The organism is Halomonas faecis (assembly GCF_010993975.1).
GTDB classification, from domain to species: Bacteria; Pseudomonadota; Gammaproteobacteria; order Pseudomonadales; family Halomonadaceae; genus Halomonas; species Halomonas faecis.
On sequence record NZ_JAACZO010000056.1, the window covers coordinates 184,569 to 209,324 of the forward strand.

A 24,756-nucleotide genomic window follows, 5' to 3' on the forward strand; every position below is an offset into this window, starting at 1 on the left:
TGCCTTGCCGCTCAGGCCTGAGGGCTTTCCACCGCCTCTCGGCTCGGTGCAGCCGGCCGCGGCACATCGGATATCTCCGCCAGGCGCGCCTCGACCCACGCCTCCACCTCCACCAGCACCTCCTCGGGGGTACGCCCCTCGGTGGCAATCGGCTCGCCCACGACCAGGCGCAACGTTCCCGGGTTCTTCACCCAGTGCCGTCCCGGCCAGCGCTCACCGGCATTGTGCGCCACCGGCACCACCGGCACACCGGCTCGACAGGCGATCACCGCACCGCTCTTGCTGTAACGCTTGCGAGCTCCCGGATCGACGCGCGTTCCCTCGGGAAAGATCAGCACCGACAAGCCCTCTTCCAGACGCTGCTTGCCTTGGGTCAGTACTTGCTTCATGGCGCGCGCTGGCCGGGAACGATCCAGCGCGATGGGATGCAGCAGGCGCAACCCCCAGCCGAATAACGGGATGTTGAGCAACTCCTTCTTGAGCACCGTGCATACCGGCGGCTTGATCAGCTGCAGATAGACGGTTTCCCACTCGCTCTGATGATTGGACAGTATCACGCAAGGCCCGGGCGGCAGCCGCTCGCGCCCTCGAATCTCGTAGCGCACGCCGCACACGAGGCGAAACCAGGCAATGATGAAATGGTTGTAAAGGTTGAGCAGGCGATAACGCGACTTGAGCGGCAGAAACGGAGAAGGCAGCAGGAATAGCAGGCCGCAGACCAGCATGGCGGCAAAATAGCCGATATAGAAGATCCCGCTACGGATGACGTTCATGGTTGGGCATTACCTTCGTCTTGCACCGGTGCACGCACCTGCACCCACTCGTCCAGCATGCGCCCCACCTCCAGCCGCCAGGGGCGCTGGTGCACACCGAACGCTTCCAGTACGCGACGGCAGTTGAGCACGCGACGCAGCGGCTGATCGTGATGGTGCTTGAGGGCCTTGACCTCACCAAGATACGGCTGCTCGCCGAGCCCTTCCAGGCGCGTCGACAGCTGGGTTCGCACCATGGAAGCGAAGGTGTAAGCGCTCACTGGCTCGGTGCCCGCCAGGTGGTAAGCCCCCCATGCCTGAGAGCCACACACCAGCTGATGGAGCATGCCGACCAGCGCCATGGCCACGGCATCCGCCGACGTGGGGCAGAAGATCACGTCCTGGGCGGCGCGCACGGCGTCGCCTGCCATCAGACTGTCGATGAGCCCGCCCAGCCAAGCATGGCTTCCCTCCAGGGCGAACAGCGGGCCGAGACGCACGATCAGGTGGTGGGGATGACCGCTGCGTACGCGGTCGCCGATGGCGATCAGTCGCCGCAGGCTCTCGTCACGCGGCGCCGGAATGACGTGCTCATCGATGGGGGCATCGAAGCCATCCTGGTAGAGCTGATCGGAGACGCACCACACCAGGGGCGTGGCAGTCTCCCGGCACGCTGTCAGGCAATCGTCCACGCCTTCGCCATGGGCGATCACCGCGGCCGGCTCGATATCCATGGGTCCGGCAAGCGGCGGTATGATCACCGCATCCGGTGCCAGATCGCGCAACTGCTGCGCCGACACCGACAACCCCGGCTCGATGACCAGCTCGGTGTCGCTGCGGCGGTGCGCAATCCGTGCCAGCGCCAAGTTCAGGCAATGTCCGGCATCCAGTATCAGCAGCTTCACGCGTACCCCTCGATATCCCGGCGATCAGAAAGGGATTTCATCATCGAAGTCGTCGAAGCTGCCCGGGTCGGGAGCGCCATAGTTGCCCTGCTGCTGGGGCGGATCGTTGGCCGGCTGCCGGTTGGGTTGGGCTGCAGGACGCTGTGGCTGGCCACCCTGCTGCTGGGGTGCGTTGCCATAGCCACCCTGTGGCTGCTGACCCATGCCCCCGCCCTGGAAATCGCCACCGCTGCGCGAGTCGAGCATCTGCATGTCGTTGACGACGATCTCGGTGGTGTAGCGGTCCTGACCGTCCTGGCCCTGCCACTTGCGGGTCTGCAGGCGCCCTTCGACATAAATGCGCGATCCCTTCTTGAGATACTGCTGGGCGATCTCCGCCAGTTTGTTGAACATCACCACGTTGTGCCACTCGGTTCGCTCCTGGCGCTGACCGCTCTGGCGGTCCATCCAGGTGTCGGTGGTGGCCAGACGCAAGTTGGCGACGGGGTTGCCGGAAGGCATGAAACGGATATCCGGGTCCTGCCCCAGATTGCCGATGAGAATGACTTTATTGACGCCGCGGGCCATGCTGAACTCCCTGTTGTCTGTCATGAGGCGCGCAGTGCGCGCAGTCGGCTCGTCGTATCACGAGCGCGGTTGCTGTCCCAGCGTACCGGACTCTTCGGCGGTATGCTGGGAACGGGTCAGGCGCGCCAGCGCCTGCTCGTCGAGATGCTGGCGATCCACCTTGAGGTAGGCCAGCCGCTCCTCGGGGACGACCAACACGTCCTCGACACCGGCCACCTCGGCAAAACGGGTCATCAGTGTCTCCAGGGCGTCCTCTGGCTGGTCGGCGTCCAGTGCCACCACTTCGCTGGCCAGGTGGGGCGGCGTCGGCATGCCAAGCATCAACGCCCCCCACGCCAGGGTCAGCGCTGCAGCTCCCAGGAACACGGCGTCCAGCCCCCACTGCTGGGCCAGAAAACCGCCCAGCACCCCGCCGAGAAAGGCGCCCAGGAACTGGCTGGTGGAGTAGATGCCCATGGCGGTGCCCTTGGCGCCCGCCGGCGCCAGCTTGCTGAGCATCGACGGCAGGGTCGCCTCGAGCAGATTGAAACCGATGAAGAACACCAGCAGCCAGGCGAACAGCGTCACGCTGCCGCCGGCCAGGCCAGCCAGGCCGAACAGGCTCGCGGCGATCGCCGCAATGGCAAGCAGGCACATGCTCTTCATGCGCTGGCGCTTCTCGGCAACGATCACCAGCGGCACCATGCCGATGAACGCCAGGGCCATGACGCCGAGATAGGTCAGGCCGTGTCGGTCGACGGCGATGCCCGCCTCGACCAGGCGGAACGGCACGGCGACGAAGATGGCCATCAACACCAGGTGCAGAGCGAAAATCGACAGATCGAGCCGCCACAGGTCGGCACGCGTGACGATATCGGTCAGCTGTCGGCGGTCCATGCCCACATCCCGATGACGCAATCGGCGTGGCGCCGGGGGTACCAGCCAGGCCAGCACGGCAAGGCCCACCAGGGCCAGGCCGGCGGAGAACCAGAATACGGCCGCCAGGCCGAAGCTTGCCGCCAACCAGGGCCCGATAACCATGGCCACGGCGAAAGCGACACCGATGGAGAGCCCGATGGTGGCCATGGCGGCGGTGCGTACCTGCTCGCGGGTCTGATCGGCGAGCAACGCCATGATGGCGGCTGCCACGGCACCACTGCCCTGCAGGCAGCGCCCGACGATCACCCCGCCGATGCTGTCGGCGTTCGCCGCCACCACGCTGCCCACCAGGAAGAGCAGCAGCCCAGCGGCAATGACCGGCTTGCGCCCCACACGGTCGGACATCATGCCGAAGGGAATCTGCAGGATCGCCTGGGTCAGACCGTAGATGCCCAGCGCCAGGCCCACCAGCAGCGGCGTGGCGCCGGTCAGGTCATCGGCATACAGCGCCAGCACCGGCAGCACCATGAACAGCCCCAGCATGCGTGACGCGTAGAGCCCGGCCAGGCCGGTGATGGCACGCCGTTCGGCGGTGAGCAACAATCCTGAGACCTTGCGCATAGGCAATCGCGCGTCCTTTGATGGGCGGGCCGCAGCCCCATGGTCGAAACGACCATTCTAGCGCCTCTGGCCGGTGCGGGAAACGCCACTCGGCAGGCGCTTTGCCGCTCACCGCCCGGCGACCGTATAATGGACGTTTTGCCGCGCGACACGAGGTGGGAATGGACAGGATTCTGGTCAGGGGTGCCCGCACTCACAATCTCAAGCAGATCGACGTCGACCTGCCCCGCGACAAGCTGATCGTAGTCACCGGACTCTCCGGCTCAGGCAAGTCATCGCTGGCCTTCGACACCCTTTACGCCGAGGGGCAGCGCCGCTACGTCGAGTCGCTCTCCACCTACGCGCGGCAATTCCTGTCGATGATGGAAAAACCCGACATCGACCACATCGAAGGGCTGTCGCCTGCCATCTCCATCGAGCAGAAGTCCACCTCCCACAACCCGCGTTCCACCGTGGGCACCATCACCGAGATCTACGATTACCTGCGCCTGCTGTTCGCCCGCGCCGGCACCCCGCGCTGCCCCGAGCACGGCGAGGATCTCGAGGCGAGCACGGTGTCGCAGATGGTCGACCAAGTGCTGGCGCTGCCCGAAGGCAGCAAGCTGATGCTGCTCGCGCCGGTGGTATCGGGCCGCAAGGGCGAACACCTGCAACTCCTCGCCGAGCTTCGTGCGCAGGGCTTCGTGCGCGCCATGATCGACGGCCAGGTGCTCGAACTCGACGACATCGCCCCGCTGGACAAGAACAAGAAACACGACATCAGCGTGGTGGTCGACCGCATCAAGGTTCGCGACGGCCTGCAGCAGCGTCTCGCGGAGTCTTTCGAAACCGCCCTGAACCTGGCGGACGGCACGGCCGTGATCCACTTCATGGACGGCGAGGCGGAGGACATCCCCTTCTCTTCACGCTTCGCCTGCCCGGTGTGCGGCTACGCCATCGCCGAACTCGAACCGCGCATGTTCTCATTCAACAACCCGGCCGGCGCTTGCCCTACCTGCGACGGCCTAGGCGTGCAGCAGATCTTCGATCCCGCCAAGCTGATCAGCCATCCCGAGCTATCACTCGCCGAAGGGGTGATCAAGGGCTGGGACCGGCGCAGCGTCTATTACTTCAGCCAGCTTCAGTCCGTCGCCGAACACTATCGTTTCACTCTGGAGACGCCCTGGCAGGAGCTGGCGCGTCACGAACGCGACGTCATTCTTCACGGCAGCGGCCATGACGACATTGCCTTCCACTACGTCAACGACCGTGGCCGCAAGGTAACCCGCGAACACCCTTTCGAAGGGGTACTACCCAACATGCAGCGGCGCTATCGCGAAACCGAATCGAGCATGGTGCGCGAAGAACTGGCTCGCTACATCGCCGAGCGCCCCTGCCCCACCTGTGCGGGATCGCGGCTGCGCAAGGAGGCCCGCCACGTCTTCGTCGACGGCCGCAGCCTCCCCGATCTCGTGGCCCTGCCCATCGGCGAGGCTTGGGCGTACTTCCAGCAGCTGACGCTGTCGGGGCGCAAGGGGGAGATCGCCGTCAAGATCGTCAACGAGATCCAGGCCCGCCTGGAGTTTCTCGTCAACGTCGGCCTGGACTACCTCAACCTGGAACGCAGCGCCGACACTCTCTCCGGTGGCGAGGCACAGCGCATTCGCCTGGCCAGCCAGATCGGCGCCGGCCTGGTGGGCGTGATGTACATCCTCGACGAGCCCTCCATCGGGTTGCACCAGCGCGACAACGACCGGTTGCTGCGCACCCTGACCCGCCTGCGCGACCTGGGAAACACCGTGATCGTGGTGGAGCACGACGAGGAGGCCATTCTGGCCGCCGACCACGTGCTGGATATCGGCCCCGGCGCCGGTGTACACGGCGGCCGGATCGTCGCCCAGGGCACGCCCAAGGATGTCATGGCGTGCCCTGACTCCCTCACCGGCCAGTATCTCGCCGGCAAGCGGCGCATCGAGGTGCCGCCATGGCGCATTCCCGGTAATCCCGAAAAGACGCTGCTCCTCACCGGCGCCAGCGGCCACAACCTTCACGACGTCACCCTCACGCTGCCTCTGGGCCTCTTCGTCTGCGTCACCGGCGTATCCGGCTCGGGCAAGTCGACGCTGATCAACTCGACGCTGATGCCCATCGCCGCGCGTGAGCTCAACCGAGCCACGACGCTCACTCCAGCGCCTTACGAACGCATCGAAGGGCTCGAACTGCTCGACAAAATCATCGACATCGACCAGAGCCCCATCGGCCGCACGCCACGCTCCAACCCGGCTACCTACACCGGCATCTTCACCCCCATCCGCGAGCTCTTCGCTGGCACACAGGAAGCCCGCTCACGCGGCTACAAACCCGGCCGGTTCTCGTTCAACGTCAAGGGCGGACGCTGCGAGGCATGCCAGGGCGAGGGAATGATCAAGGTGGAGATGCACTTCCTCCCCGACATCTACGTACCCTGCGACGTCTGCAAAGGCAAGCGCTACAATCGCGAAACGCTAGAGGTCCAGTACAAGGGCAAGAACATTCACGAGGTGCTGGAGATGACCGTGGAGGAGGCGCTGGCCTTCTTCAGTCCGGTACCGGCCATCGCCCGGCGCCTGCAGACGCTGATGGACGTGGGCCTCTCCTACATCCGCCTGGGGCAGAGCGCCACCACTCTCTCGGGTGGCGAAGCTCAGCGCATCAAGCTGGCCAGGGAGCTCGCCAAGCGGGATACCGGCCAGACGCTCTACATCCTCGACGAGCCCACCACGGGGCTGCATTTCGAGGACATCCGCCAGCTGCTCACCGTGCTGCACCGCCTGCGCGACCACGGCAACACCATCGTGGTGATCGAACACAACCTCGACGTCATCAAGACTGCCGACTGGCTCGTTGACCTGGGCCCCGAGGGCGGCGCCGGCGGCGGGCGAATCATCGCCGAGGGCACCCCGGAACAGGTCGCCGCCATGGAGGGCTCGCACACCGGACGCTTTCTCAAGTCGCTGCTGGAAAGGCACGCCACGGGCCACGAGCCACGGACTACGCGTGCAGCGGAGACCTGACCAACTTCGAAGCTCGAAGCTCGAAGCTCAAGCCTGCGGAGCAGGTGTTCTTACAGCTCCCGGCGAAGCCGGGCACAAAAAACCGGCTCCCTTCAGGGAGCCGGTTTTTTGTCAGCGCTTGCCGAAGCCGGAGGGCCGGCGAGGATCACTCCTCGATGGCTTCCTCGACCTCCTCGACGACCGGACGGTCGACGAGCTCGACATAAGCCATGGGCGCATTGTCGCCGGTGCGGTAACCGCACTTGAGAATGCGCACATAGCCGCCGGGACGCTCAACGTAGCGCGGGCCCAGCTCGTTGAAGAGCTTGCCGACCGCTTCCTTGGAGCGAGTGCGGCTGAAGGCCAGACGACGGTTGGCAACGCTGTCCTGCTTGGCCAGGGTGATCAGCGGCTCGATGACGCGCCGCAGTTCCTTGGCCTTGGGCAGGGTTGTCTTGATCACTTCGTGCTCGATCAACGACACGCTCATGTTCTTGAACATGGCCTGGCGATGCGAGCTGGTACGATTCAGGTGACGACCACTCTTACGATGACGCATGGTTGTGATTCCTTACCAAACTGGGACTCGAGTCGACGCTCAGGCAGAGGTCTTGTCGTCCTTCAGGCTTGCCGGGGGCCAGTTTTCCAGCCGCATGCCCAGAGACAGACCGCGGGCCGCCAATACGTCCTTGATCTCGTTCAACGACTTCTTGCCGAGATTGGGCGTCTTGAGCAGCTCCACCTCGGTGCGCTGGATGAGATCGCCGATGTAGTAGATGTTCTCGGCCTTCAGGCAATTGGCACTACGCACGGTCAACTCGAGATCGTCGACGGGACGCAGCAGGATGGGATCGATGTGATCCTCTTCCTCTTCGACCTCCTGCTCCTTGTCGGCTTCCAAATCGACGAACGCGGCCAACTGCTCCTGCAGGATGGTGGCGCTGCGACGGATGGCCTCTTCCGGATCCAGGGTGCCGTCGGTTTCCAAGTCGATGATCAGCTTATCGAGATCGGTACGCTGCTCGACGCGTGCCGCATCGACGGAATAGGAGACGCGGCGCACCGGACTGAAGGTGGCATCCAACTGCAGGCGACCGATGGCGCGGGACTCGTCGTCGGCATCCAAGCGAGTATCGGCCGGCTCGTAGCCACGCCCTCGCGCGACCTTGAGCTGCATCTTGAGCTCGGCGCCCTCGTTCACGTGAGCGATGATGTGGTCGGGATTGACGATTTCGACGTCGTGGTCGAGCACGATATCACCCGCAGTCACCACGGCCGGGCCCTGCTTGTTCAGCGAGAGCATCGCCTCGTCGCGACTGTGCATGCGGATGGCCACATCCTTGAGATTCAGCAGAATCTCGATGACGTCTTCCTGAACCCCTTCGATGGCGCTGTACTCGTGCTCGACACCGGCGATCTCGGCTTCCACCACGGCACAGCCGGGCATGGACGAGAGCAGGATACGACGCAGCGCATTCCCCAGGGTGTGGCCGAAACCGCGCTCGAACGGCTCGAGCACGATCTTCGCGTGGTGAGCGCTGATCTCTTCGACCTTGATATCGCGCGGACGGAGAAACTCTGTCACTGAACGCTGCATAACTACACCTATAAGGCTGCCAAACGGTTACTCGGTACTCGGCGCCGACCCCAGCCGGGGCCGGCACGACGCGAACAGCGACGCTTACTTCGAGTACAGCTCGACGATCAGGTTTTCGTTGATGTCGGCAGACAGGTCGCCGCGTTCCGGGATAGCCTTGAAGGTGCCTTCCATCTTCTTCGCGTCCACCTCGATCCAGGCCACATCACCGCGGTTGGCAGCGATGCCGAGCGCATTCTGGATACGCGCCTGATTCTTCGCCTTCTCGCGGACGGACACCACGTCACCGGGCTTGACCTGATAGGACGCCACGTTGACGGACCGGCCATTGACGGCAATCGCCTTGTGGCTCACCAGCTGGCGTGCCTCGGAACGGGTGGAGCCGAAGCCCATGCGGTAGACGACGTTGTCCAGTCGGGACTCGAGCAGCTGCAGCAGGACTTCGCCGGTGGCCCCGGAGCGGCGGGCCGCTTCCTTGTAGTAGCTGCGGAACTGCTTCTCGAGCACGCCGTACATGCGGCGCACTTTCTGCTTCTCGCGAAGCTGCAAGCCGTAGTCGGAAAGACGCTGACGGCGCTGGCCGTGCACACCCGGAATCTGCTCGGATTTGCACTTCTTCTCGAAGGGAGTGACACCGCTCTTCAGAAAGAGGTCGGTGCCTTCACGACGAGACAGTTTGCACTTCGGTCCAATATAACGAGCCATGAATCTGTCTCCTTAAACGCGGCGTTTCTTCGGCGGACGGCAGCCATTGTGGGGAATGGGCGTCGCGTCGGTGATGCTCTGCACGCGGAAGCCGGCGGCGCTCAGCGCGCGCACGGCGGATTCACGGCCCGGACCGGGGCCTTTGACCAGCACGTCGACGTTTTTCACACCATACTCGGCTGCAGCATTGGCTGCACGTTCGCTTGCCACTTGAGCAGCGAACGGGGTGCTCTTGCGAGAACCACGAAAACCCGAACCACCGGCAGTCGCCCAGGAGAGCGCGTTGCCCTGGCGGTCTGTGATCGTCACGATCGTGTTGTTAAAAGAGGCGTGGATATGCGCGACGGCATCCACTACCTGCTTTTTAACCTTCTTGCGGTTGCTACGCGGGTTAGCCATGTTGATGTCGTTTCCTGTCGTTACGCCAGAACGTGCGTGTTACTTGCGAATCGGCTTGCGCGGGCCCTTGCGGGTACGCGCATTGGTCTTGGTACGCTGACCACGCAGCGGAAGACCGCGACGATGACGCAGACCACGATAGCAACCCAGGTCCATGAGACGCTTGATATTGAGCGTCACATCACGACGAAGGTCACCTTCCACGGTGTACTTGCCGACTTCACTACGCAGGGTATCCACTTCCTCAGAGGACAGCTCCTGGATCTTGGTGGTCGGCGCGATGCCGGCGGCGGCACAAATGTCACGTGCACGCGTACGGCCAATCCCGAAGATATAGGTCAGCGAGATCGCCGCATGCTTGTTGTCCGGGATATTGACGCCTGCTATACGGGCCATCAGCTTACTCCGAAATTTGAGCGGCTTGCTCGTTGGGTCACTACAAAAGGCGCAACAGCATACCCCTTTATCCGGACAAGGACAAGGGGCATGCCGGCACCGCTTTCAATGAACGCCAGAAATCAACCCTGGCGCTGTTTGTGCCGCGGCTCCGTGCAGATGACGCGGACGGCGCCGTTGCGACGGATGATCTTGCAGTTGCGGCACATTTTCTTGACGGAAGCTCGAACTTTCATCGTTCTCTCCAAATCGCGTGCGGCACGCCTCAGCGCATGATGCCGCCGCTACCGTAGCCTTTCAGGTTGGACTTCTTCATCACCGAGTCGTACTGATGCGACATGAGGTGCGACTGTACCTGAGCCATGAAGTCCATGATCACCACCACCACGATCAGCAGCGACGTACCGCCAAAGAAGAACGGCACGTTCCAGGCGACGATCAGGAACTGTGGCATCAAGGAAACGCCCGTGATGTACAGAGCACCGAACAAGGTTAGACGCGTCATGACCTTGTCGACGTAGCGAGCGGTTTGCTCGCCGGGGCGAATACCCGGCAGGAAGGCCCCCGACTTCTTGAGGTTGTCGGCGACGTCCTTGGGATTGAAGACCAGCGCTGTGTAAAAGAAGCAGAAGAATATCACCGCTGCGGCGAAAAGCAAGATGTACAGCGGTTGGCCCGGGCCCAGCGCCTGGGAAGCACGCTGCAACCACTCCATACCGTCGCCGGCACCGACCCACTGCCCCAGCGACGCCGGGAACAGCAGGATGCTCGAGGCGAAGATCGCCGGAATCACGCCCGCCATGTTCACCTTGAGCGGCAAGTAGCTACTCTGGCCGGCATACATCTTGTTGCCCACCTGGCGCCGCGGGTAGTTCACCGTGATACGGCGCTGACCCCGCTCGATGAACACCACGAAGGCCACGGTGGCGATACCCAGTGCAGACAGCGCCAGCAGCGGCAGCACGTTCCATGCCCCTTCGTTGCGGGCCAGCTCGAAGGCCTGTCCCACGGCGCCCGGAAGCCCGGCAACGATACCCGCGAAGATCAGCAGCGAAATGCCGTTGCCGATGCCCTTCTCGGTAATCTGTTCACCCAACCACATCAGAAACACCGCCCCCGTGACGAAACTCACGATGGCAGTGAAATAGAAGCTGAAGTCGGCCGTGTACGCGATTCCCTGACTGGCCAGCCCCACCGACATGCCGGTAGCCTGGATCAGCGCCAGCAACACCGTACCGTAGCGGGTGTACTGGCTGATCTTGCGGCGGCCGGCCTCGCCTTCCTTCTTCAGCTGCTCGAGCTGTGGCGAGACGGCGGTCAGCAGCTGCATGATGATCGACGCCGAGATGTAGGGCATGATGCCCAGCGCCATGATGCTCATGCGCTCCAGGGCACCGCCCGAGAACATGTTGAACATGCCCAGGATGGTACCCTGCTGCTCCCTGAACAAGGCAGCAAGCTGGTCAGGATTGATACCGGGCACGGGAATGTGGGCACCGATGCGGTACACCACGATGGCGAGGAGCACGAAGCGCAGGCGCGCCCATAGTTCACTCAAACCGCTGCCCATCGCCGGCATGTTTCCTGACTTGGCCATTTAGTCCTCTACCTTGCCGCCGGCGGCTTCGATCGCGGCACGGGCACCCTTGGTGACCTTGAGACCGCGCACGGTGACCGCCTTGTTCAGTTCGCCGGAAAGAATGACCTTCGCATGCTGCGTGGCGTCCTTCAGCACGTTGGCCTGCTTCAGCGTTTCCAGAGTGGCTTCGTCGCCAGCGACTTTGGCCAGCTCGGCCAGGCGCACTTCCTCGGAAACCAGCGATTTCGCGGAGGTGAAGCCGAACTTGGGCAAACGACGCTGCAACGGCATCTGGCCGCCTTCGAAACCAGGCTTCACCGTACCGCCACTGCGTGACTTGAGACCCTTGTGGCCACGGCCACCGGTCTTGCCGAGGCCCGAGCCGATGCCACGGCCGACGCGCTTCTCGGCGTGCTTGGAGCCCGGTGCCGGGCTCAGTGCATTGAGTTTCATGGATTACTCTCCCTCTACCCGCACAAGGTAGTTGACCTTGTGGATCATGCCGCGGACGGCAGGGGTGTCTTCCAGTTCCACCGTGTGACCGATCCGGCGCAGCCCAAGGCCTTTCATGGTGGCCTTATGCTTGGGCAACGTACCGATGGTGCTGCGGGTCTGGGTAACCTTGATCGTTGCTGCCATGGTATTCACCCCGTGATCGCTTCGACGCTCAAGCCGCGCTTGGCGGCGATGTCGTCCGGCGACTGCATGGAGGCGAGACCGTTGACGGTCGCCCGCACCACGTTCACCGGATTGGTGGAGCCGTAGCATTTGGCCAGGACGTCGTGGACGCCAGCCAGCTCGAGTACGGAGCGCATGGCGCCGCCGGCGATGATCCCGGTACCCTCAGAGGCCGGCTGCATGTACACCTTTGAGGCACCGTGACGCGCCTTGACCGGGTACTGCAGGGTATGACCCTTGAGGCTCACCTTGACCATGTTGCGACGTGCTTGATCCATCGCCTTCTGGATCGCGACCGGCACTTCGCGTGCCTTGCCGCGGCCAAAACCTACGCGACCGTTGCCATCGCCGACGACGGTCAGGGCGGTGAAACCGAAGATCCGGCCACCCTTGACCACCTTGGCGACACGGTTGACCTGCACGAGTTTCTCTTGCAGATCGCCGGTGTTCTGTTCGTTCTTCGCCATCGTAAAACCCTTTAGAATTCCAGGCCGCCTTCACGTGCGGCGTCGGCCAGGGCCTTGACGCGGCCGTGGTACTTGAACCCGGCACGGTCGAAAGCCACCTGGGAGATGCCAGCCTGCTTGGCGCGTTCGGCAATCAGTGCGCCCACCTTGGCGGCAGCGTCCGAGTTACCGGTCGCACCCTCACGTAGCGCCTTGTCCAGCGTGGAAGCGCTGGCCAGAACCTTGGCGCCATCCGGCGAGATGATCTGCGCGTAGATGTGACGCGGGGTACGGTTGACACACAGGCGATACACGCCCTGCTCGCGCATCTTGGCGCGAGCGCGGCGGGCACGACGGAGACGAGATTCTTTCTTCGCGTTCATAACCCTGCCTTACTTCTTCTTGGCTTCTTTGCGACGCACCTGCTCGTCGGCGTAACGAACACCCTTGCCCTTGTAGGGTTCGGGCGGACGGAAGGCGCGGATTTCCGCAGCGACCTGGCCGAGCTTCTGCTTGTCCGCGCTTTTCAGCACGATCACGGTGTTCTTGGGCGTTTCCGCCGTGACACCGTCAGGCAGTGTGTAATCGACCGGGTGCGAGAAGCCCAGTGTCAGGTTGAGCGTCTGGCCCTTGGCCTGGGCACGATAGCCGACACCATTGATCTCGAGGGTCTTGGTGAAACCCTCGGAGGTGCCGGTGACCAGGTTCTGGACCAGAGCGCGCGTGGTACCGGCCATCGCCCAGGACTTGGCCGTCTCGCTGGGAGTGAAGGTCAGCTGACCCTCCTCCTGGCCGATGACCACGTCGGGGTGGACGGACATGGAAAGCGTGCCCTGGCTGCCCTTGACGGTCAGCTGGTCGCCGTCGAGCTTGACGTCGACGCCGGCAGGCACTTTAACCGGATATTTGGCTACGCGGGACATTCCAAACTCCTAGAATACGGTGCAGATGACTTCGCCACCGACGCCGGCCTGACGGGCGGCACGATCGGTCATCACGCCCTGCGAGGTGGTGACGATCGACACGCCCAGACCGTCTGCCACCTTGGGCAGGGAGTCCTTGCCGCGGTACTGCCGGAGGGACGGCTTGGAAGCCCGCTGCAGGTGCTCGATGACCGGCTTGCCCTCGAAATACTTGAGGGTCACGGTCAGCTCGGGCTTGGCACCCTCGGCCACCGCGAAGTCGGCGATGTAGCCCTCTTCCTTCAGCACGCGGGCCACCTCGACCTTGAGCTTGGAGGACGGCATGGAAACCGTCTCCTTGGTGGCCTGCTGCGCATTGCGGATACGGGTGAACATATCCGCCAGAGTGTCTTGCATGCTCATTTACGTTGCGCTCCTGATGATTCCACGTGGCGGTCTTACCAGCTGGACTTCTTGAGCCCAGGGACCTCGCCACGCATGGCGGCTTCACGCAGCTTGTTGCGGCCCAGGCCGAACTTGTTGTAGTAGCCGTGCGGGCGACCGGTCACGCGGCAGCGATTGCGCTGGCGAACCGGGCTAGAGTCGCGCGGCAACTGTTGCAGCTTGAGCGTTGCGTCGAAGCGCTCTTCGTCGGAAGCGTTCACGTCCTGGATGACTGCCTTGAGCTGGGCGCGCTTGGCCGCGTACTTCTCGACCAGCTTCGCGCGCTTGAACTCACGCTCTACCATGCTTTTCTTTGCCATGATCCCACCCTTATCTCTTGAACGGGAAGTTCAGCGCGCTGAGCAGAGCACGCCCTTCCTCATCGGTGTTGGCGGTGGTGGTGATGGTGACATCCAGACCACGAATCCGGTCGATCTTATCATACTCGATCTCCGGGAAGATGATCTGCTCACGCACCCCCATGGAGTAGTTGCCACGACCGTCGAAGGACTTCGGGTTGAGACCACGGAAGTCACGTACGCGGGGGATCGCGATGTTGACCAGACGATCGAGGAATTCCCACATGCGCTCGCGGCGCAGGGTCACCTTGATGCCGATCGGCCAACCTTCGCGCACCTTGAAGCCCGCGATGGACTTGCGCGCCTTGGTCACCACCGGTTTCTGACCGGAGAGTTTCTCCAGGTCGGCGATGGCATTCTCGATCAGCTTCTTGTCGCTGGTCGCGTCGCCGATGCCCATGTTCAAGGTCACCTTGGAGACCCGCGGCACCTGCATCACGTTGGCGTAGCTGAACTGCTCTTTGAGTTGAGCCACCACCTCGTTCTGATAACGTTCTTTCAAGTTCGCCATTTTGCTACCCGACTCGCGTTAGGCGTCGATCTGCATCTGCGTCGACTTGTAAATGCGTACCTTGGTACCGTCTTCCTTAACCTGGAAGCCGACGCGATCCGCCTTACCGGTCTCCTGATTGAAGATCGCCACGTTGGACGCGTGAATCGGAGCCTCGCGCTCGACGATACCGCCCTGCTTGCCCGCCATGGGGTTGGGCTTGGTGTGACGCTTGATCATGTTCACACCGGACACGACGAAGCGTTCGTCCTTGAGGACGCGCTTCACGGTGCCGCGCTTGCCCTTGTCCTTGCCGGCGATGACGATCACTTCATCGTCACGTTTGATCTTTTGCATATCCGCCTCGCTCCTTACAGCACTTCGGGCGCCAGGGAAATGATCTTCATGAACTTCTCGGTACGAAGCTCACGGGTCACCGGTCCGAAGATACGGGTACCGATCGGCTGGTCGTTGGTATTGTTCAACAGAACCGCCGCATTTCCGTCGAAGCGGATCAGCGAGCCGTCATTACGACGAACGCCGCTGCGGGTGCGAACCACCACCGCCTTGAGCACCTGGCCCTTCTTGACCTTGCCACGCGGGATGGCTTCCTTCACCGTTACCTTGATGATGTCGCCCACGCGGGCATAGCGGCGGTGAGAACCACCCAGCACCTTGATGCACTGCACCCGGCGCGCTCCGCTGTTGTCGGCGACATCCAGCATTGTCTGAGTCTGAATCATCGGTTTTCTCCAAACCTAACCTGACTGCACTCGCCGAGCTCAGCCCTTGGCCTGCTCGATCACCTCGACCAGGGTCCAGGCCTTCTTGCGTGACAGCGGACGACACTCCTGGATGGAGACCGTGTCACCGATCTTCGCCTGGTTGGCCTCGTCATGGGCATGCAGCTTGGTGGAGCGCTTCATGTACTTACCGTAGATCGGGTGGCGCTCGCGGCGCTCGATCATCACGACGATGGATTTTTCCATTTTGTCGCTCACCACCTTGCCGGTGAGCGTACGGGCTTTCTTCTCTTCGGCCATCTCAGTCACCTGCCTTCTCGTTGAGCACCGTCTTGACGCGGGCGATATCCCGACGGACCTGCTTGAGCAGATGTGTCTGGCTCAGCTGGCCGGTGGCCTTCTGCATGCGCAGGTTGAACTGCTCCTTGAGCAGCTCGAGGAGCTGCTCACGGAGATCCTCGACTGACTTTTCGCGAATTTCCTGGGCTTTCATCACATCACCGTCCGTTTCACAAAGGTGGTGGAGACCGGGAATTTCTGAGCGGCCAGGGCGAATGCCTCACGCGCCAGCTCTTCGGAAACCCCTTCGATCTCGTACAGCATGCGACCGGGCTGAATCTGTGCGACCCAGTACTCCACGGAGCCCTTGCCCTTACCCATACGAACTTCCAAGGGCTTCTTGGAGATCGGTTTGTCGGGGAACACGCGGATCCAGATCTTGCCACCACGCTTGACGTGGCGAGTGATCGCACGACGTCCGGCCTCGATCTGACGAGCGGTGACGCGACCCCGGCCAGTGGCCTTGAGGCCATACTCGCCGAAACTCACCTTGCTGCCGCGATGCGCCAGACCACGATTGCGGCCCTTCTGCACCTTGCGGAATTTCATGCGCTTGGGTTGTAACATCGACTCGCTCTCCCCTTACCTGGAACCTTTCTTCTTGGAGGGCGCGGCCTGCGGCTGCTTGGCCTTGGCGCGTACCTCCTCGATGCCCCCGAGGATTTCACCCTTGAAGACCCACACCTTGACACCGATGATGCCGTAGGTGGTTTTCGCCTCAAAGGTGGCGTAGTCGATGTCCGCCCGCAGGGTATGCAGCGGCACACGGCCTTCGCGATACCATTCGGTACGCGCGATTTCCGCACCGCCGAGACGACCTGACAACATCACCTTGATGCCGCCAGCGCCCAGGCGCATGGCGTTCTGTACGGAACGCTTCATGGCGCGACGGAACATCACACGACGCTCGAGCTGGCCGGCGATGTTCTGCGCGACGAGCTTGGCATCGAGTTCCGGCTTGCGAACTTCCTCGATGTTGACGTGCACCGGCACGCCCATCATGGCGCTGACATCACGACGCAGGCGGTCGACGTCCTCACCCTTCTTGCCGATCACGATGCCCGGACGGGCAGTGTGAATGGTGATACGGGCGTTGTTCGCCGGACGCTCGATAGTGATGCGGCTCACGGACGCATTCTTCAGGCGCTCCTCGAGGAAGCGACGCACTTCGAGGTCGTTGTTCAGCTTGTCGGCATAGGTATCGCCCTCGGCGTACCACACGGAGGTGTGGTCCTTGACGATGCCCAACCGAATGCCTGTTGGATTGACTTTCTGACCCATCTGGTCGACTCCTACTTCTCGGCTACCTTGACGGTGATGTGGCAGGTGCGCTTCAAAATGCGATCCGCACGGCCCTTGGCGCGCGGACGGATGCGCTTGAGCGTCATGCCCTCATCGACGCAGATGGTCGAGACACGCAGCTCGTCGATATCCATGCCGTTGTTTTCTTCCGCATTCGCGATGGCGGACTGCAGCACCTTCTTGACCAGCTTGGCAGCCTTCTTCGGTGAGAAGGTCAGCAGGTCGAGCGCTTCGGCGACCGGTTTACCGCGCACCTGGTCAGCCACCAAACGGGCCTTCTGGGCGGATAAACGAGCGCCACGCAGCTTAGCTGTGACTTCCATCTCTCAATCCTCTCTGGCTTACCGTTTGGCTTTCTTGTCCGCCGCATGACCGCGATAGGTGCGGGTGGCAGCGAATTCGCCCAGCTTGTGGCCAACCATTTCCTCGGAGACGTGCACCGGGACGTGTTGGCGACCGTTATGGACTGCAATGGTGAGCCCGACCATGTTCGGCAGGATCATGGAACGACGCGACCAGGTCTTGATCGGTTTGCGGTCGTTCTTCTCCACTGCAGCCTCAACCTTCTTCAGCAGATGAAGGTCAATGAAGGGACCTTTCTTCAGTGAACGTGGCACAGCCGTTACCCCTTAATGTCTGTTACTTGGCCTTGCGGCGACGAACGATGAGCGCATCGGTGCGCTTGTTCTTGCGGGTCTTGTGGCCTTTGGTGGGAATGCCCCACGGCGACACCGGATGACGACCACCGCTGGTGCGGCCTTCACCGCCGCCGTGCGGATGGTCCACCGGGTTCATGGCCACGCCGCGAACGGTCGGGCGCACCCCTCTCCAGCGCTTCGCACCGGCCTTGCCAAGCTGACGCAGGCTGTGCTCGGAGTTGCTCACTTCCCCCAGGGTCGCGCGGCACTCGGCCAGCACCTTGCGCATTTCGCCGGAGCGCAGGCGCAGGGTGGCGTAGTTGCCTTCACGGGCCACGACCTGGGCGCTGGTACCGGCACTGCGGGCGAGCTGAGCGCCCTTTCCGGGCTTGAGCTCGATGCAGTGCACGGTGGAACCCAGCGGGATGTTACGCAGCGGCAGAGCATTGCCCTTCTTGATCGCTGCGTTCACGCCGGACTCGAGACGGTCACCGACCTTCACGCCCTTGGGCGCGATGATGTAGCGACGCTCACCGTCCAGGTACTTGAGCAGTGCGATGTGAGCACTGCGATTGGGATCGTACTCCAGGCGTTCGACGATGGCCGGAACGCCATCCTTGGTGCGCTTGAAATCGATGACCCGGTAGTGCTGTCGATGCCCACCGCCCACGTGACGGGTGGTGATGCGACCGTTGTTGTTGCGCCCACCGCTGCGCGACTGCTTCTCGAGCAGCGGCGCATAGGGCTTGCCCTTGTACAGCTCGTCACCGACGATCTTGACGACGTGGCGACGACCGGCGGATGTGGGTTTCGTCTTGACGATTGACATGATCCGTACTCCTGCCCTTATTCGGCGCCAGTGAAGTCTTCGAGCGTCTCGCCGGCCGCCAGGGTCACGTAGGCCTTGCGATAACCGTTGCGACGCCCCATGCCCTGCGCACTACGCTTGGTCTTGCCCTTGACGTTCAGGGTCTGGACACGGTCGACCTTCTTGCCGAACAGCGCCTCGACGGCCTTCTTGATCTCGGGCTTGGTCGCATCACTGGCCACCTTGAACACGTACTGGTTGCGTTCGGCAGCCATGGCGGCTTTCTCGGTCACGTGAGGGCCGAGCAGCACCTTGAATACACGCTCCTGGTTCATGCCAGCTTCTCCTCGAATTTACGCAGGGCGGAGACGGTGACGAGCACCTTGTCGAAGGCGACCAGGCTCACCGGATCGGCAGCTGCCACGTCCACCACATCCACGTTGGGGATGTTGCGAGCAGCCAGGTAAAGGTTCTCGTCGAGTTCTTCTGTGACGATCAGCGCCTTCTCCAGGCCCAGCTCGTCCAGCTTGGCCACGAGCTGCTTGGTCTTGGGGGCTTCCACACCGAAAGTGTCGACGGCGACGAGACGATCCTGGCGAACCAGCTCGGAGAGAATGGCGCGCATCGCCGCGCGGTACATCTTGCGGTTCACCTTCTGGGTGTAGTCCTGCGGGCGTGCCGCGAAAGTTACCCCGCCGCTGCGCCACAGGGGCGAGCGAATGGTGCCGGCACGAGCGCGACCCGTTCCCTTCTGGCGCCACGGCTTCTTGCCGCCGCCGCGCACGTCGGAACGGTTCTTCTGGGCGCGAGTGCCCTGACGGCCAGCCGCCAGATATGCGGTGACGACCTGGTGCACCAGCGCCTCATTGAATGCGTTGCCAAAGGTGGCATCGGACACTTCTACGGTACCCGCGCCTGCAGCAAGATTCAGATTCATCGGTAAACTCCCCTTCAGCCAGCTTTGACGGCACTGCGCACGATGACGTCGCTGCCGGTGGCACCAGGCACGGCGCCCTTGATCAACAGCAGGTTGCGTTCGGCATCGACCCGCACGACTTCGAGGCTCTGAACGGTGCAGCGGGCATTGCCCATCTGTCCGGCCATCTTCTTGCCCTTGAAGACGCGACCCGGTGTCTGACACATGCCAATAGAGCCCGGCGCACGGTGGGCCAGGGAGTTACCGTGGCTGTTGTCCTGGGTGTGGAAATTCCAGCGCTTGACGGCGCCCTGGAAGCCCTTGCCCTTGGAGGTGCCGGTCACGTCGACGATTTGACCAGCTTCGAAGAGGGATACGGTGAGTTCGCCGCCCACTTCCGGAGTCTCGCTGCCTTCGGGAAGGCGGAACTCCATCAGCGAACGACCGGCCTCGACACCTGCCTTGGCGAACTGCCCGGCCTGGGCTTTGGTCAAGTGCTTGGCCTTGCGGGAACCGGTTGTCACCTGAACCGCTGCGTAACCATCGGACTCGACGGACTTCACGCGAGTGATGCGATTCGGCTCAACCTCGATCACGGTTACGGGCACGGATGCGCCATCTTCGGTGAAGACGCGGGTCATCCCGGCCTTCTTTCCGACTAAACCGATAGTCATTCTCAGTCTCCTTTAGTGTACGGGGCTATCACCCGCTATGGCTGCCCTTTCCAGAGCATTCCACTAGCACGTTGTGTAGCGCCTCACGGCGCGGCGGCTGCTGCTCGAACGACGCGAATGTCGAGCGCTGGGCCGCGGGTGTCTAGTGTGGTGTCAATCGAGCTTGATCTGCACGTCCACGCCGGCGGCGAGGTCGAGCTTCATCAGGGCATCGACGGTCTTTTCGGTCGGCTCGACGATATCGAGGACGCGCTTGTGCGTGCGAATCTCGTACTGGTCGCGCGCGTCCTTGTTGACGTGCGGCGAGATCAGCACGGTATAGCGCTCGCGGTTGGTCGGCAGCGGGATCGGACCGTGGACCTGCGCGCCGGTCCGCTTGGCGGTTTCGACGATCTCCGCGGCGGACTGGTCGATCAGGCGGTGGTCGAACGCCTTCAACCGAATGCGAATCTTCTGGTTCTGCATTTGCCCTAAACTCCAATGGAAGTCGACGGCCTAAGCCGCCTACCCACGCATTCAAAGGATGCGCATTATAGGCACGCCGCACACGAGAGTCAAACCCTTCGTGGCGGTGCGCAGAAAGGGGGCTCCTTGCGGAGCCCCCTTCGATCACTCAGCAGCTCGGTACTTACTGAATGATCTTGGCCACGACGCCAGCGCCGACGGTGCGGCCGCCTTCGCGGATGGCAAAGCGCAGACCTTCGTCCATGGCGATCGGGGCGATCAGATTGACGGTCATCTTGACGTTGTCGCCCGGCATGACCATCTCGACGCCCTCCGGCAGCTCACAGGTACCGGTGATGTCGGTGGTACGGAAGTAGAACTGCGGACGGTAGCCCTTGAAGAAGGGGGTATGACGACCACCCTCATCCTTGGACAGCACGTAGACCTCGGCCTCGAACTGGGTGTGCGGGGTGATGGTACCCGGCTTGGCCAACACCTGACCGCGCTCGACGTCGTCGCGCTTGGTGCCACGCAGCAGGGCACCGATGTTCTCGCCGGCACGACCTTCGTCGAGCAGCTTGCGGAACATCTCGACACCAGTGACGACGGTCTTGGTGGTATCTTTGATACCGACGATCTCGACCTCTTCACCGGCCTTGACGATGCCGCGCTCGACACGACCGGTCACCACGGTACCGCGGCCGGAGATGGAGAAGACGTCCTCGATCGGCATCAGGAACGGCTGATCGATGGCACGCTCCGGCTCCGGAATGTACTCGTCCAGGGCCTTGATCAGGTTGGCAACGGCAGTGGTACCCATGCCGTTGTCGTCCTTGCCTTCCAGAGCCATCAGGGCGGAACCGGTAATGATCGGCGTGTCGTCGCCAGGGAAGTCGTACTCGCTGAGGAGCTCGCGCACTTCCATCTCGACCAGCTCGAGCAGCTCCTCGTCGTCGACCATGTCGGCCTTGTTGAGGAACACGACGATGTACGGTACGCCGACCTGACGCGACAGCAGGATGTGCTCGCGGGTCTGCGGCATGGGGCCGTCGGCGGCGCTGCACACCAGGATCGCGCCGTCCATCTGGGCCGCGCCGGTGATCATGTTCTTCACGTAGTCGGCGTGCCCGGGGCAGTCGACGTGCGCGTAGTGGCGCGTCTCGGACTGGTACTCCACGTGAGAGGTGGCGATGGTGATGCCGCGCTCACGCTCTTCCGGGGCGTTGTCGATGGAGTCGAACTCACGCCAGTCGCCGCCGAACACCTCGGCAGAAACGCGGGTCAGGGCCGCAGTCAGCGTGGTCTTGCCGTGGTCGACGTGACCGATGGTGCCGACGTTGATGTGCGGTTTGGAACGTTCGAATTTTTCCTTAGCCACTGCTTTAACCTCTTTACGTTAGCTAACGGTTAACCGTTCTGGTTGATGACGGCTTCAACGACGCTGGACGGCGCCTCTTCGTAATCCGCAAACTCCATGACGTAGCTTGCGCGGCCCTGGGTCTGAGAACGCAGATCGGTCGCGTAACCGAACATCTCAGCCAACGGAACCCGGGCGCGGATAATCTTGCCGGCCGGCGAGTCATCCATGCCCGATACCAGGCCGCGACGGCGGTTCAGGTCGCCCATGACATCCCCCATGAACTCCTCGGGCGTCACGACTTCGACCTTCATCACCGGCTCCAGCAGCACGGCCTTGGCCTTCTTGGCACCTTCTTTGATCGCCATGGAAGAAGCGACCTTGAACGCGGTCTCGTTGGAGTCCACGTCGTGATAGGAACCATCGTACAGCGTAACCTTGACGTCGATCATCGGGTAGCCCGCGATGACACCGTTCTGCAGCTGCTCGTAGGCCCCTTTCTCGACGGCCGGCACGTATTCCTTGGGAACCACGCCGCCGACGATTTCCGAAGCGAATTTGAAGTGCATTTCTTCATCTTCGCCCTTATCTTCCGCTGTGAGCGGCTCGATCCGCAGATGCACGTGACCGTACTGCCCGCGACCGCCCGACTGACGCACGAACTTGCCTTCCTGCTCGACGCTATGCTTGATCGTCTCGCGGTAGGCAACCTGCGGCTTGCCGATGTTGGCCTCGACCTTGAACTCGCGGCGCATGCGGTCGACGAGGATGTCCAGGTGCAGCTCGCCCATCCCTGAAATGATCGTCTGACCGGTCTCTTCGTCGGTCTTGACCTGGAAGGAGGGATCTTCCTGAGCCAGCTTGCCCAGGGCCACGCCCATCTTTTCCTGGTCGGCCTTGGATTTCGGCTCCACGGCCACGGAAATCACCGGGTCCGGGAACTCCATGCGCTCAAGCACGATCTTGCTGTTAATGTCGCACAGGGTGTCGCCGGTGGTGACGTCCTTCAGGCCGATGCAAGCGGCGATGTCGCCGGCGCGCACTTCCTTGATCTCTTCGCGGGAGTTGGAGTGCATCTGCACGATACGGCCGACGCGCTCCTTCTTCTGCTTGACGGAGTTGTAGACGCTGTCGCCGGAATTGAGGACACCGGAGTAGACACGGATGAAGGTCAGGGTGCCGACGAAGGGATCGGTGGCGATCTTGAAGGCCAGCGCGGCAAAGGGCGCACTGTCATCGGCCTCGCGGGTCTCGATGGTGCCGTCCTTGTCGTCCATCTCGCCTTCGATGGCCTTCACCTCGGTGGGCGACGGCATGTATTCGATGACACCGTCGAGCACCGCCTGCACGCCCTTGTTCTTGAACGCCGAACCGCAGGTAACCAGCACGATCTCGTTGTCCAGGGTACGACGACGCAGACCAGCCTTGATCTCTTCGACGGAGAGCTCGCCCTCTTCGAGGTACTTGTCCATCAGCTCTTCGGAGGCTTCGGCAGCCGCCTCGACCATCTGCTCGCGATACTCTTCGGCAGTTTCCTGAAGCTCGGCGGGAATGTCCTCGAGCTCGTAGTTCATGCCGAGGCTGTCTTCGTCCCAAACGATGGCTTTCATCTGCAGCAGATCGATGACGCCCTTGAACTCGTCTTCGGTGCCCCAGTTGATCTGGATCGGCACGGCGTTGGCACCCAGCCGTTCCTTGAGCTGACTGACGACCATGAAGAAGTCGGCACCGGTGCGGTCCATCTTGTTGACGAACACCATGCGCGGCACTTCGTACTTGTTGGCCTGACGCCATACGGTCTCGGTCTGTGGCTGTACGCCAGAGCTGCCGCACAGCACCACCACAGCGCCATCCAGCACGCGCAGGGAGCGTTCCACCTCGATGGTGAAGTCGACGTGCCCGGGGGTGTCGATGATATTGATGCGGTGCTCGTCGAACTGCTTGTTCATGCCCTGCCAGAAGCAGGTGGTCGCCGCAGAAGTGATGGTGATGCCGCGCTCCTGCTCCTGCTCCATCCAGTCCATGGTGGCAGCGCCATCATGCACCTCGCCCACCTTGTGGGAGAGGCCGGTGTAGAACAGGATACGCTCGGTCGTGGTGGTCTTGCCGGCGTCGACGTGAGCCACGATACCGATATTGCGGTAGCGCTTGAGCGGGGTCTTGCGTGGCACGATGGAATTCTCCATTGCTGTGAAGGGCCACCCCACTGAGTGGCGCTTCGTGTATGGAACTCGTCGTCTGAAGCGGCGCTTGCAGTAACGCGGCGCTTAGAAACGGTAGTGGGAGAAAGCCTTGTTGGCCTCTGCCATGCGATGCACGTCTTCCCGCTTCTTGACGGCCGAGCCCTTGCCTTCGGCGGCATCCAGCATCTCGCCGGCCAGGCGCTGCACCATGGTCTTCTCGCCTCGACGACGCGCGGCATCCACCAGCCAGCGCATGGCCAGAGCCTGACGACGCGAGGGGCGAACTTCTACCGGCACCTGATAGGTCGCACCGCCGACGCGGCGCGACTTGACTTCGACCATGGGCTGAATGGCTTCCAGCGCCTTGTCGAAGATCTCCAGCGGCTCTTCCTTACTGCGCTCGGCAACCCTGTCCAGCGCACCGTAGACGATACGCTCAGCAACGGACTTCTTGCCGCTGACCATCAGGTGGTTCATGAACTTCGCCAGACGCTCGCTTCCGAACTTGGGATCCGGCAGGATTTCGCGCTTGGCTACAACTCTTCTTCTAGGCATGACAAGCCCTCTGTTGAAGGGTCCTTCAGGCAAACCCGGCACTCACGCCACCCGCTCTTCGCAGGCAATCACGCCGTCCGGCCTTACT

36 protein-coding genes are annotated in these 24,756 nt (G+C 62.5%); 1 reads left to right on the forward strand and 35 read right to left on the reverse strand.

Going from position 1 to position 24,756, the window contains the following annotated elements; genetic code table 11:
• Positions 1–11: 11 nt before the first annotated feature.
• The 4 genes from GFD32_RS16710 to GFD32_RS16725 are packed head-to-tail and all read right to left on the reverse strand — an operon-like array spanning position 12 to position 3,703.
• The gene (locus tag GFD32_RS16710; protein ID WP_163577725.1) at positions 12–773 is read right to left on the reverse strand and encodes a lysophospholipid acyltransferase family protein; all 762 of its coding nucleotides are present in this window, start codon (positions 771–773) and stop codon (positions 12–14) included.
• Positions 770–1,657 (reverse strand): sugar nucleotide-binding protein, encoded by an 888-nt coding sequence (locus GFD32_RS16715; RefSeq protein ID WP_163577726.1) that lies wholly within the window; start codon positions 1,655–1,657, stop codon positions 770–772. Before GFD32_RS16715 ends, GFD32_RS16710 begins: the two co-directional genes overlap by 4 nt.
• A gap of 24 nt (positions 1,658–1,681) precedes the next feature.
• On the reverse strand, positions 1,682–2,224 hold the full coding sequence (gene ssb, locus GFD32_RS16720) for a single-stranded DNA-binding protein (RefSeq protein ID WP_163577727.1): 543 nt from the start codon (positions 2,222–2,224) through the stop codon (positions 1,682–1,684).
• Positions 2,225–2,281: 57 nt separating this feature from the next.
• A complete protein-coding gene (locus GFD32_RS16725; RefSeq protein WP_163577728.1) occupies positions 2,282–3,703 on the reverse strand; it encodes an MFS transporter in 1,422 nt (473 codons plus the stop codon).
• A gap of 161 nt (positions 3,704–3,864) precedes the next feature.
• On the opposite strand from GFD32_RS16725, the gene uvrA reads away from it, so the two are divergent.
• Positions 3,865–6,735, forward strand: coding sequence for an excinuclease ABC subunit UvrA (gene uvrA / locus GFD32_RS16730; RefSeq protein ID WP_163577729.1), 2,871 nt, complete (start codon positions 3,865–3,867; stop codon positions 6,733–6,735).
• A 145-nt stretch (positions 6,736–6,880) separates the two neighbouring features.
• Here the strand turns inward: uvrA and rplQ are convergent, their stop codons facing one another.
• The 31 genes from rplQ to rpsG all read right to left on the reverse strand — a co-directional run bounded on the left by rplQ (position 6,881) and on the right by rpsG (position 24,668).
• Positions 6,881–7,273 carry a 50S ribosomal protein L17 gene (rplQ, locus tag GFD32_RS16735; RefSeq protein WP_163577730.1) on the reverse strand — a complete coding sequence of 131 codons (393 nt, stop codon included), beginning with the start codon at positions 7,271–7,273 and terminating at the stop codon, positions 6,881–6,883.
• 39 nt (positions 7,274–7,312) lie between these two features.
• Positions 7,313–8,311 carry a DNA-directed RNA polymerase subunit alpha gene (locus GFD32_RS16740; RefSeq protein ID WP_163577731.1) on the reverse strand — a complete coding sequence of 333 codons (999 nt, stop codon included), beginning with the start codon at positions 8,309–8,311 and terminating at the stop codon, positions 7,313–7,315.
• Between the two features lie 84 nt (positions 8,312–8,395).
• Positions 8,396–9,016: a 30S ribosomal protein S4 gene (gene rpsD / locus GFD32_RS16745; protein ID WP_163577732.1), complete on the reverse strand. Its 621-nt coding sequence runs from the start codon at positions 9,014–9,016 to the stop codon at positions 8,396–8,398.
• A 12-nt stretch (positions 9,017–9,028) separates the two neighbouring features.
• Positions 9,029–9,415, reverse strand: a complete 387-nt coding sequence (gene rpsK, locus GFD32_RS16750) for a 30S ribosomal protein S11 (RefSeq protein WP_163577733.1) — start codon at positions 9,413–9,415, stop codon at positions 9,029–9,031.
• Positions 9,416–9,454: 39 nt separating this feature from the next.
• Positions 9,455–9,811 (reverse strand): 30S ribosomal protein S13, encoded by a 357-nt coding sequence (gene rpsM, locus GFD32_RS16755; RefSeq protein WP_089688508.1) that lies wholly within the window; start codon positions 9,809–9,811, stop codon positions 9,455–9,457.
• 122 nt (positions 9,812–9,933) lie between these two features.
• Entirely contained in the window at positions 9,934–10,047 is a 114-nt protein-coding gene (rpmJ, locus tag GFD32_RS16760) for a 50S ribosomal protein L36 (RefSeq protein WP_031384759.1), read from the reverse strand.
• A gap of 29 nt (positions 10,048–10,076) precedes the next feature.
• Positions 10,077–11,408 (reverse strand): preprotein translocase subunit SecY, encoded by a 1,332-nt coding sequence (secY, locus tag GFD32_RS16765; protein ID WP_163577734.1) that lies wholly within the window; start codon positions 11,406–11,408, stop codon positions 10,077–10,079.
• Entirely contained in the window at positions 11,409–11,843 is a 435-nt protein-coding gene (gene rplO, locus GFD32_RS16770) for a 50S ribosomal protein L15 (protein ID WP_163577735.1), read from the reverse strand. It abuts the gene before it with no gap.
• Positions 11,844–11,846: 3 nt separating this feature from the next.
• Positions 11,847–12,029 (reverse strand): 50S ribosomal protein L30, encoded by a 183-nt coding sequence (gene rpmD, locus GFD32_RS16775; protein ID WP_089688582.1) that lies wholly within the window; start codon positions 12,027–12,029, stop codon positions 11,847–11,849.
• A gap of 5 nt (positions 12,030–12,034) precedes the next feature.
• Positions 12,035–12,535, reverse strand: a complete 501-nt coding sequence (rpsE, locus tag GFD32_RS16780) for a 30S ribosomal protein S5 (protein ID WP_089688515.1) — start codon at positions 12,533–12,535, stop codon at positions 12,035–12,037.
• Between the two features lie 11 nt (positions 12,536–12,546).
• Complete coding sequence (gene rplR, locus GFD32_RS16785; RefSeq protein ID WP_163577736.1) at positions 12,547–12,897, reverse strand: 50S ribosomal protein L18; 351 nt, start codon at positions 12,895–12,897, stop codon at positions 12,547–12,549.
• Between the two features lie 9 nt (positions 12,898–12,906).
• Positions 12,907–13,437, reverse strand: coding sequence for a 50S ribosomal protein L6 (gene rplF, locus GFD32_RS16790; protein WP_163577737.1), 531 nt, complete (start codon positions 13,435–13,437; stop codon positions 12,907–12,909).
• 9 nt (positions 13,438–13,446) lie between these two features.
• On the reverse strand, positions 13,447–13,839 hold the full coding sequence (gene rpsH, locus GFD32_RS16795; RefSeq protein WP_163577738.1) for a 30S ribosomal protein S8: 393 nt from the start codon (positions 13,837–13,839) through the stop codon (positions 13,447–13,449).
• 35 nt (positions 13,840–13,874) lie between these two features.
• Positions 13,875–14,180, reverse strand: coding sequence for a 30S ribosomal protein S14 (rpsN, locus tag GFD32_RS16800; RefSeq protein WP_163577739.1), 306 nt, complete (start codon positions 14,178–14,180; stop codon positions 13,875–13,877).
• Positions 14,181–14,190: 10 nt separating this feature from the next.
• Positions 14,191–14,730 carry a 50S ribosomal protein L5 gene (gene rplE / locus GFD32_RS16805; RefSeq protein WP_089688526.1) on the reverse strand — a complete coding sequence of 180 codons (540 nt, stop codon included), beginning with the start codon at positions 14,728–14,730 and terminating at the stop codon, positions 14,191–14,193.
• Between the two features lie 18 nt (positions 14,731–14,748).
• Positions 14,749–15,066, reverse strand: coding sequence for a 50S ribosomal protein L24 (gene rplX, locus GFD32_RS16810; RefSeq protein WP_163577740.1), 318 nt, complete (start codon positions 15,064–15,066; stop codon positions 14,749–14,751).
• A gap of 14 nt (positions 15,067–15,080) precedes the next feature.
• On the reverse strand, positions 15,081–15,452 hold the full coding sequence (gene rplN, locus GFD32_RS16815; RefSeq protein WP_163577741.1) for a 50S ribosomal protein L14: 372 nt from the start codon (positions 15,450–15,452) through the stop codon (positions 15,081–15,083).
• Between the two features lie 39 nt (positions 15,453–15,491).
• A complete protein-coding gene (gene rpsQ, locus GFD32_RS16820) occupies positions 15,492–15,752 on the reverse strand; it encodes a 30S ribosomal protein S17 (protein ID WP_163577774.1) in 261 nt (86 codons plus the stop codon).
• A 1-nt stretch (position 15,753) separates the two neighbouring features.
• Positions 15,754–15,945, reverse strand: a complete 192-nt coding sequence (rpmC, locus tag GFD32_RS16825) for a 50S ribosomal protein L29 (RefSeq protein ID WP_163577742.1) — start codon at positions 15,943–15,945, stop codon at positions 15,754–15,756.
• Positions 15,945–16,358, reverse strand: a complete 414-nt coding sequence (rplP, locus tag GFD32_RS16830) for a 50S ribosomal protein L16 (RefSeq protein ID WP_163577743.1) — start codon at positions 16,356–16,358, stop codon at positions 15,945–15,947. The genes rpmC and rplP overlap by 1 nt, the downstream gene beginning before the upstream one ends.
• Positions 16,359–16,373: 15 nt before the next feature.
• Complete coding sequence (rpsC, locus tag GFD32_RS16835) at positions 16,374–17,072, reverse strand: 30S ribosomal protein S3 (protein ID WP_163577744.1); 699 nt, start codon at positions 17,070–17,072, stop codon at positions 16,374–16,376.
• 11 nt (positions 17,073–17,083) lie between these two features.
• Complete coding sequence (gene rplV, locus GFD32_RS16840; RefSeq protein WP_097790618.1) at positions 17,084–17,416, reverse strand: 50S ribosomal protein L22; 333 nt, start codon at positions 17,414–17,416, stop codon at positions 17,084–17,086.
• A gap of 18 nt (positions 17,417–17,434) precedes the next feature.
• A complete protein-coding gene (gene rpsS, locus GFD32_RS16845; RefSeq protein WP_009098993.1) occupies positions 17,435–17,710 on the reverse strand; it encodes a 30S ribosomal protein S19 in 276 nt (91 codons plus the stop codon).
• A gap of 22 nt (positions 17,711–17,732) precedes the next feature.
• Entirely contained in the window at positions 17,733–18,560 is an 828-nt protein-coding gene (rplB, locus tag GFD32_RS16850) for a 50S ribosomal protein L2 (RefSeq protein ID WP_163577745.1), read from the reverse strand.
• A 17-nt stretch (positions 18,561–18,577) separates the two neighbouring features.
• Complete coding sequence (gene rplW / locus GFD32_RS16855) at positions 18,578–18,874, reverse strand: 50S ribosomal protein L23 (RefSeq protein WP_089688543.1); 297 nt, start codon at positions 18,872–18,874, stop codon at positions 18,578–18,580.
• Complete coding sequence (rplD, locus tag GFD32_RS16860; RefSeq protein ID WP_163577746.1) at positions 18,871–19,476, reverse strand: 50S ribosomal protein L4; 606 nt, start codon at positions 19,474–19,476, stop codon at positions 18,871–18,873. The genes rplW and rplD overlap by 4 nt, the downstream gene beginning before the upstream one ends.
• Before the next feature lie 14 nt (positions 19,477–19,490).
• Positions 19,491–20,129: a 50S ribosomal protein L3 gene (rplC, locus tag GFD32_RS16865; protein WP_163577747.1), complete on the reverse strand. Its 639-nt coding sequence runs from the start codon at positions 20,127–20,129 to the stop codon at positions 19,491–19,493.
• A 153-nt stretch (positions 20,130–20,282) separates the two neighbouring features.
• Positions 20,283–20,594 carry a 30S ribosomal protein S10 gene (gene rpsJ, locus GFD32_RS16870; protein WP_089688549.1) on the reverse strand — a complete coding sequence of 104 codons (312 nt, stop codon included), beginning with the start codon at positions 20,592–20,594 and terminating at the stop codon, positions 20,283–20,285.
• A gap of 163 nt (positions 20,595–20,757) precedes the next feature.
• On the reverse strand, positions 20,758–21,951 hold the full coding sequence (tuf, locus tag GFD32_RS16875; RefSeq protein WP_163577748.1) for an elongation factor Tu: 1,194 nt from the start codon (positions 21,949–21,951) through the stop codon (positions 20,758–20,760).
• A gap of 29 nt (positions 21,952–21,980) precedes the next feature.
• The gene (fusA, locus tag GFD32_RS16880) at positions 21,981–24,101 is read right to left on the reverse strand and encodes an elongation factor G (RefSeq protein WP_163577749.1); all 2,121 of its coding nucleotides are present in this window, start codon (positions 24,099–24,101) and stop codon (positions 21,981–21,983) included.
• Positions 24,102–24,197: 96 nt separating this feature from the next.
• Positions 24,198–24,668 carry a 30S ribosomal protein S7 gene (gene rpsG, locus GFD32_RS16885; RefSeq protein WP_163577750.1) on the reverse strand — a complete coding sequence of 157 codons (471 nt, stop codon included), beginning with the start codon at positions 24,666–24,668 and terminating at the stop codon, positions 24,198–24,200.
• Positions 24,669–24,756: the final 88 nt, after the last annotated feature.

Coding starts and splice junctions, on each gene's coding strand:
- GFD32_RS16710 (WP_163577725.1), bottom strand. CDS start 773: ATGAACGTCATCCGTAGCGGGATCTTCTATATCGGCTATTTTGCCGCC.
- ssb (WP_163577727.1), bottom strand. CDS start 2,224: ATGGCCCGCGGCGTCAATAAAGTCATTCTCATCGGCAATCTGGGGCAG.
- GFD32_RS16725 (WP_163577728.1), bottom strand. CDS start 3,703: ATGCGCAAGGTCTCAGGATTGTTGCTCACCGCCGAACGGCGTGCCATC.
- uvrA (WP_163577729.1), top strand. CDS start 3,865: ATGGACAGGATTCTGGTCAGGGGTGCCCGCACTCACAATCTCAAGCAG.
- rplQ (WP_163577730.1), bottom strand. CDS start 7,273: ATGCGTCATCGTAAGAGTGGTCGTCACCTGAATCGTACCAGCTCGCAT.
- GFD32_RS16740 (WP_163577731.1), bottom strand. CDS start 8,311: ATGCAGCGTTCAGTGACAGAGTTTCTCCGTCCGCGCGATATCAAGGTC.
- rpsD (WP_163577732.1), bottom strand. CDS start 9,016: ATGGCTCGTTATATTGGACCGAAGTGCAAACTGTCTCGTCGTGAAGGC.
- rpsK (WP_163577733.1), bottom strand. CDS start 9,415: ATGGCTAACCCGCGTAGCAACCGCAAGAAGGTTAAAAAGCAGGTAGTG.
- rpsM (WP_089688508.1), bottom strand. CDS start 9,811: ATGGCCCGTATAGCAGGCGTCAATATCCCGGACAACAAGCATGCGGCG.
- rpmJ (WP_031384759.1), bottom strand. CDS start 10,047: ATGAAAGTTCGAGCTTCCGTCAAGAAAATGTGCCGCAACTGCAAGATC.
- secY (WP_163577734.1), bottom strand. CDS start 11,408: ATGGCCAAGTCAGGAAACATGCCGGCGATGGGCAGCGGTTTGAGTGAA.
- rplO (WP_163577735.1), bottom strand. CDS start 11,843: ATGAAACTCAATGCACTGAGCCCGGCACCGGGCTCCAAGCACGCCGAG.
- rpmD (WP_089688582.1), bottom strand. CDS start 12,029: ATGGCAGCAACGATCAAGGTTACCCAGACCCGCAGCACCATCGGTACG.
- rpsE (WP_089688515.1), bottom strand. CDS start 12,535: ATGGCGAAGAACGAACAGAACACCGGCGATCTGCAAGAGAAACTCGTG.
- rplR (WP_163577736.1), bottom strand. CDS start 12,897: ATGAACGCGAAGAAAGAATCTCGTCTCCGTCGTGCCCGCCGCGCTCGC.
- rplF (WP_163577737.1), bottom strand. CDS start 13,437: ATGTCCCGCGTAGCCAAATATCCGGTTAAAGTGCCTGCCGGCGTCGAC.
- rpsH (WP_163577738.1), bottom strand. CDS start 13,839: ATGAGCATGCAAGACACTCTGGCGGATATGTTCACCCGTATCCGCAAT.
- rpsN (WP_163577739.1), bottom strand. CDS start 14,180: ATGGCAAAGAAAAGCATGGTAGAGCGTGAGTTCAAGCGCGCGAAGCTG.
- rplE (WP_089688526.1), bottom strand. CDS start 14,730: ATGGCGAACTTGAAAGAACGTTATCAGAACGAGGTGGTGGCTCAACTC.
- rplX (WP_163577740.1), bottom strand. CDS start 15,066: ATGCAAAAGATCAAACGTGACGATGAAGTGATCGTCATCGCCGGCAAG.
- rplN (WP_163577741.1), bottom strand. CDS start 15,452: ATGATTCAGACTCAGACAATGCTGGATGTCGCCGACAACAGCGGAGCG.
- rpsQ (WP_163577774.1), bottom strand. CDS start 15,752: ATGGCCGAAGAGAAGAAAGCCCGTACGCTCACCGGCAAGGTGGTGAGC.
- rpmC (WP_163577742.1), bottom strand. CDS start 15,945: ATGAAAGCCCAGGAAATTCGCGAAAAGTCAGTCGAGGATCTCCGTGAG.
- rplP (WP_163577743.1), bottom strand. CDS start 16,358: ATGTTACAACCCAAGCGCATGAAATTCCGCAAGGTGCAGAAGGGCCGC.
- rpsC (WP_163577744.1), bottom strand. CDS start 17,072: ATGGGTCAGAAAGTCAATCCAACAGGCATTCGGTTGGGCATCGTCAAG.
- rplV (WP_097790618.1), bottom strand. CDS start 17,416: ATGGAAGTCACAGCTAAGCTGCGTGGCGCTCGTTTATCCGCCCAGAAG.
- rplB (WP_163577745.1), bottom strand. CDS start 18,560: ATGTCAATCGTCAAGACGAAACCCACATCCGCCGGTCGTCGCCACGTC.
- rplW (WP_089688543.1), bottom strand. CDS start 18,874: ATGAACCAGGAGCGTGTATTCAAGGTGCTGCTCGGCCCTCACGTGACC.
- rplD (WP_163577746.1), bottom strand. CDS start 19,476: ATGAATCTGAATCTTGCTGCAGGCGCGGGTACCGTAGAAGTGTCCGAT.
- rplC (WP_163577747.1), bottom strand. CDS start 20,129: ATGACTATCGGTTTAGTCGGAAAGAAGGCCGGGATGACCCGCGTCTTC.
- rpsJ (WP_089688549.1), bottom strand. CDS start 20,594: ATGCAGAACCAGAAGATTCGCATTCGGTTGAAGGCGTTCGACCACCGC.
- rpsG (WP_163577750.1), bottom strand. CDS start 24,668: ATGCCTAGAAGAAGAGTTGTAGCCAAGCGCGAAATCCTGCCGGATCCC.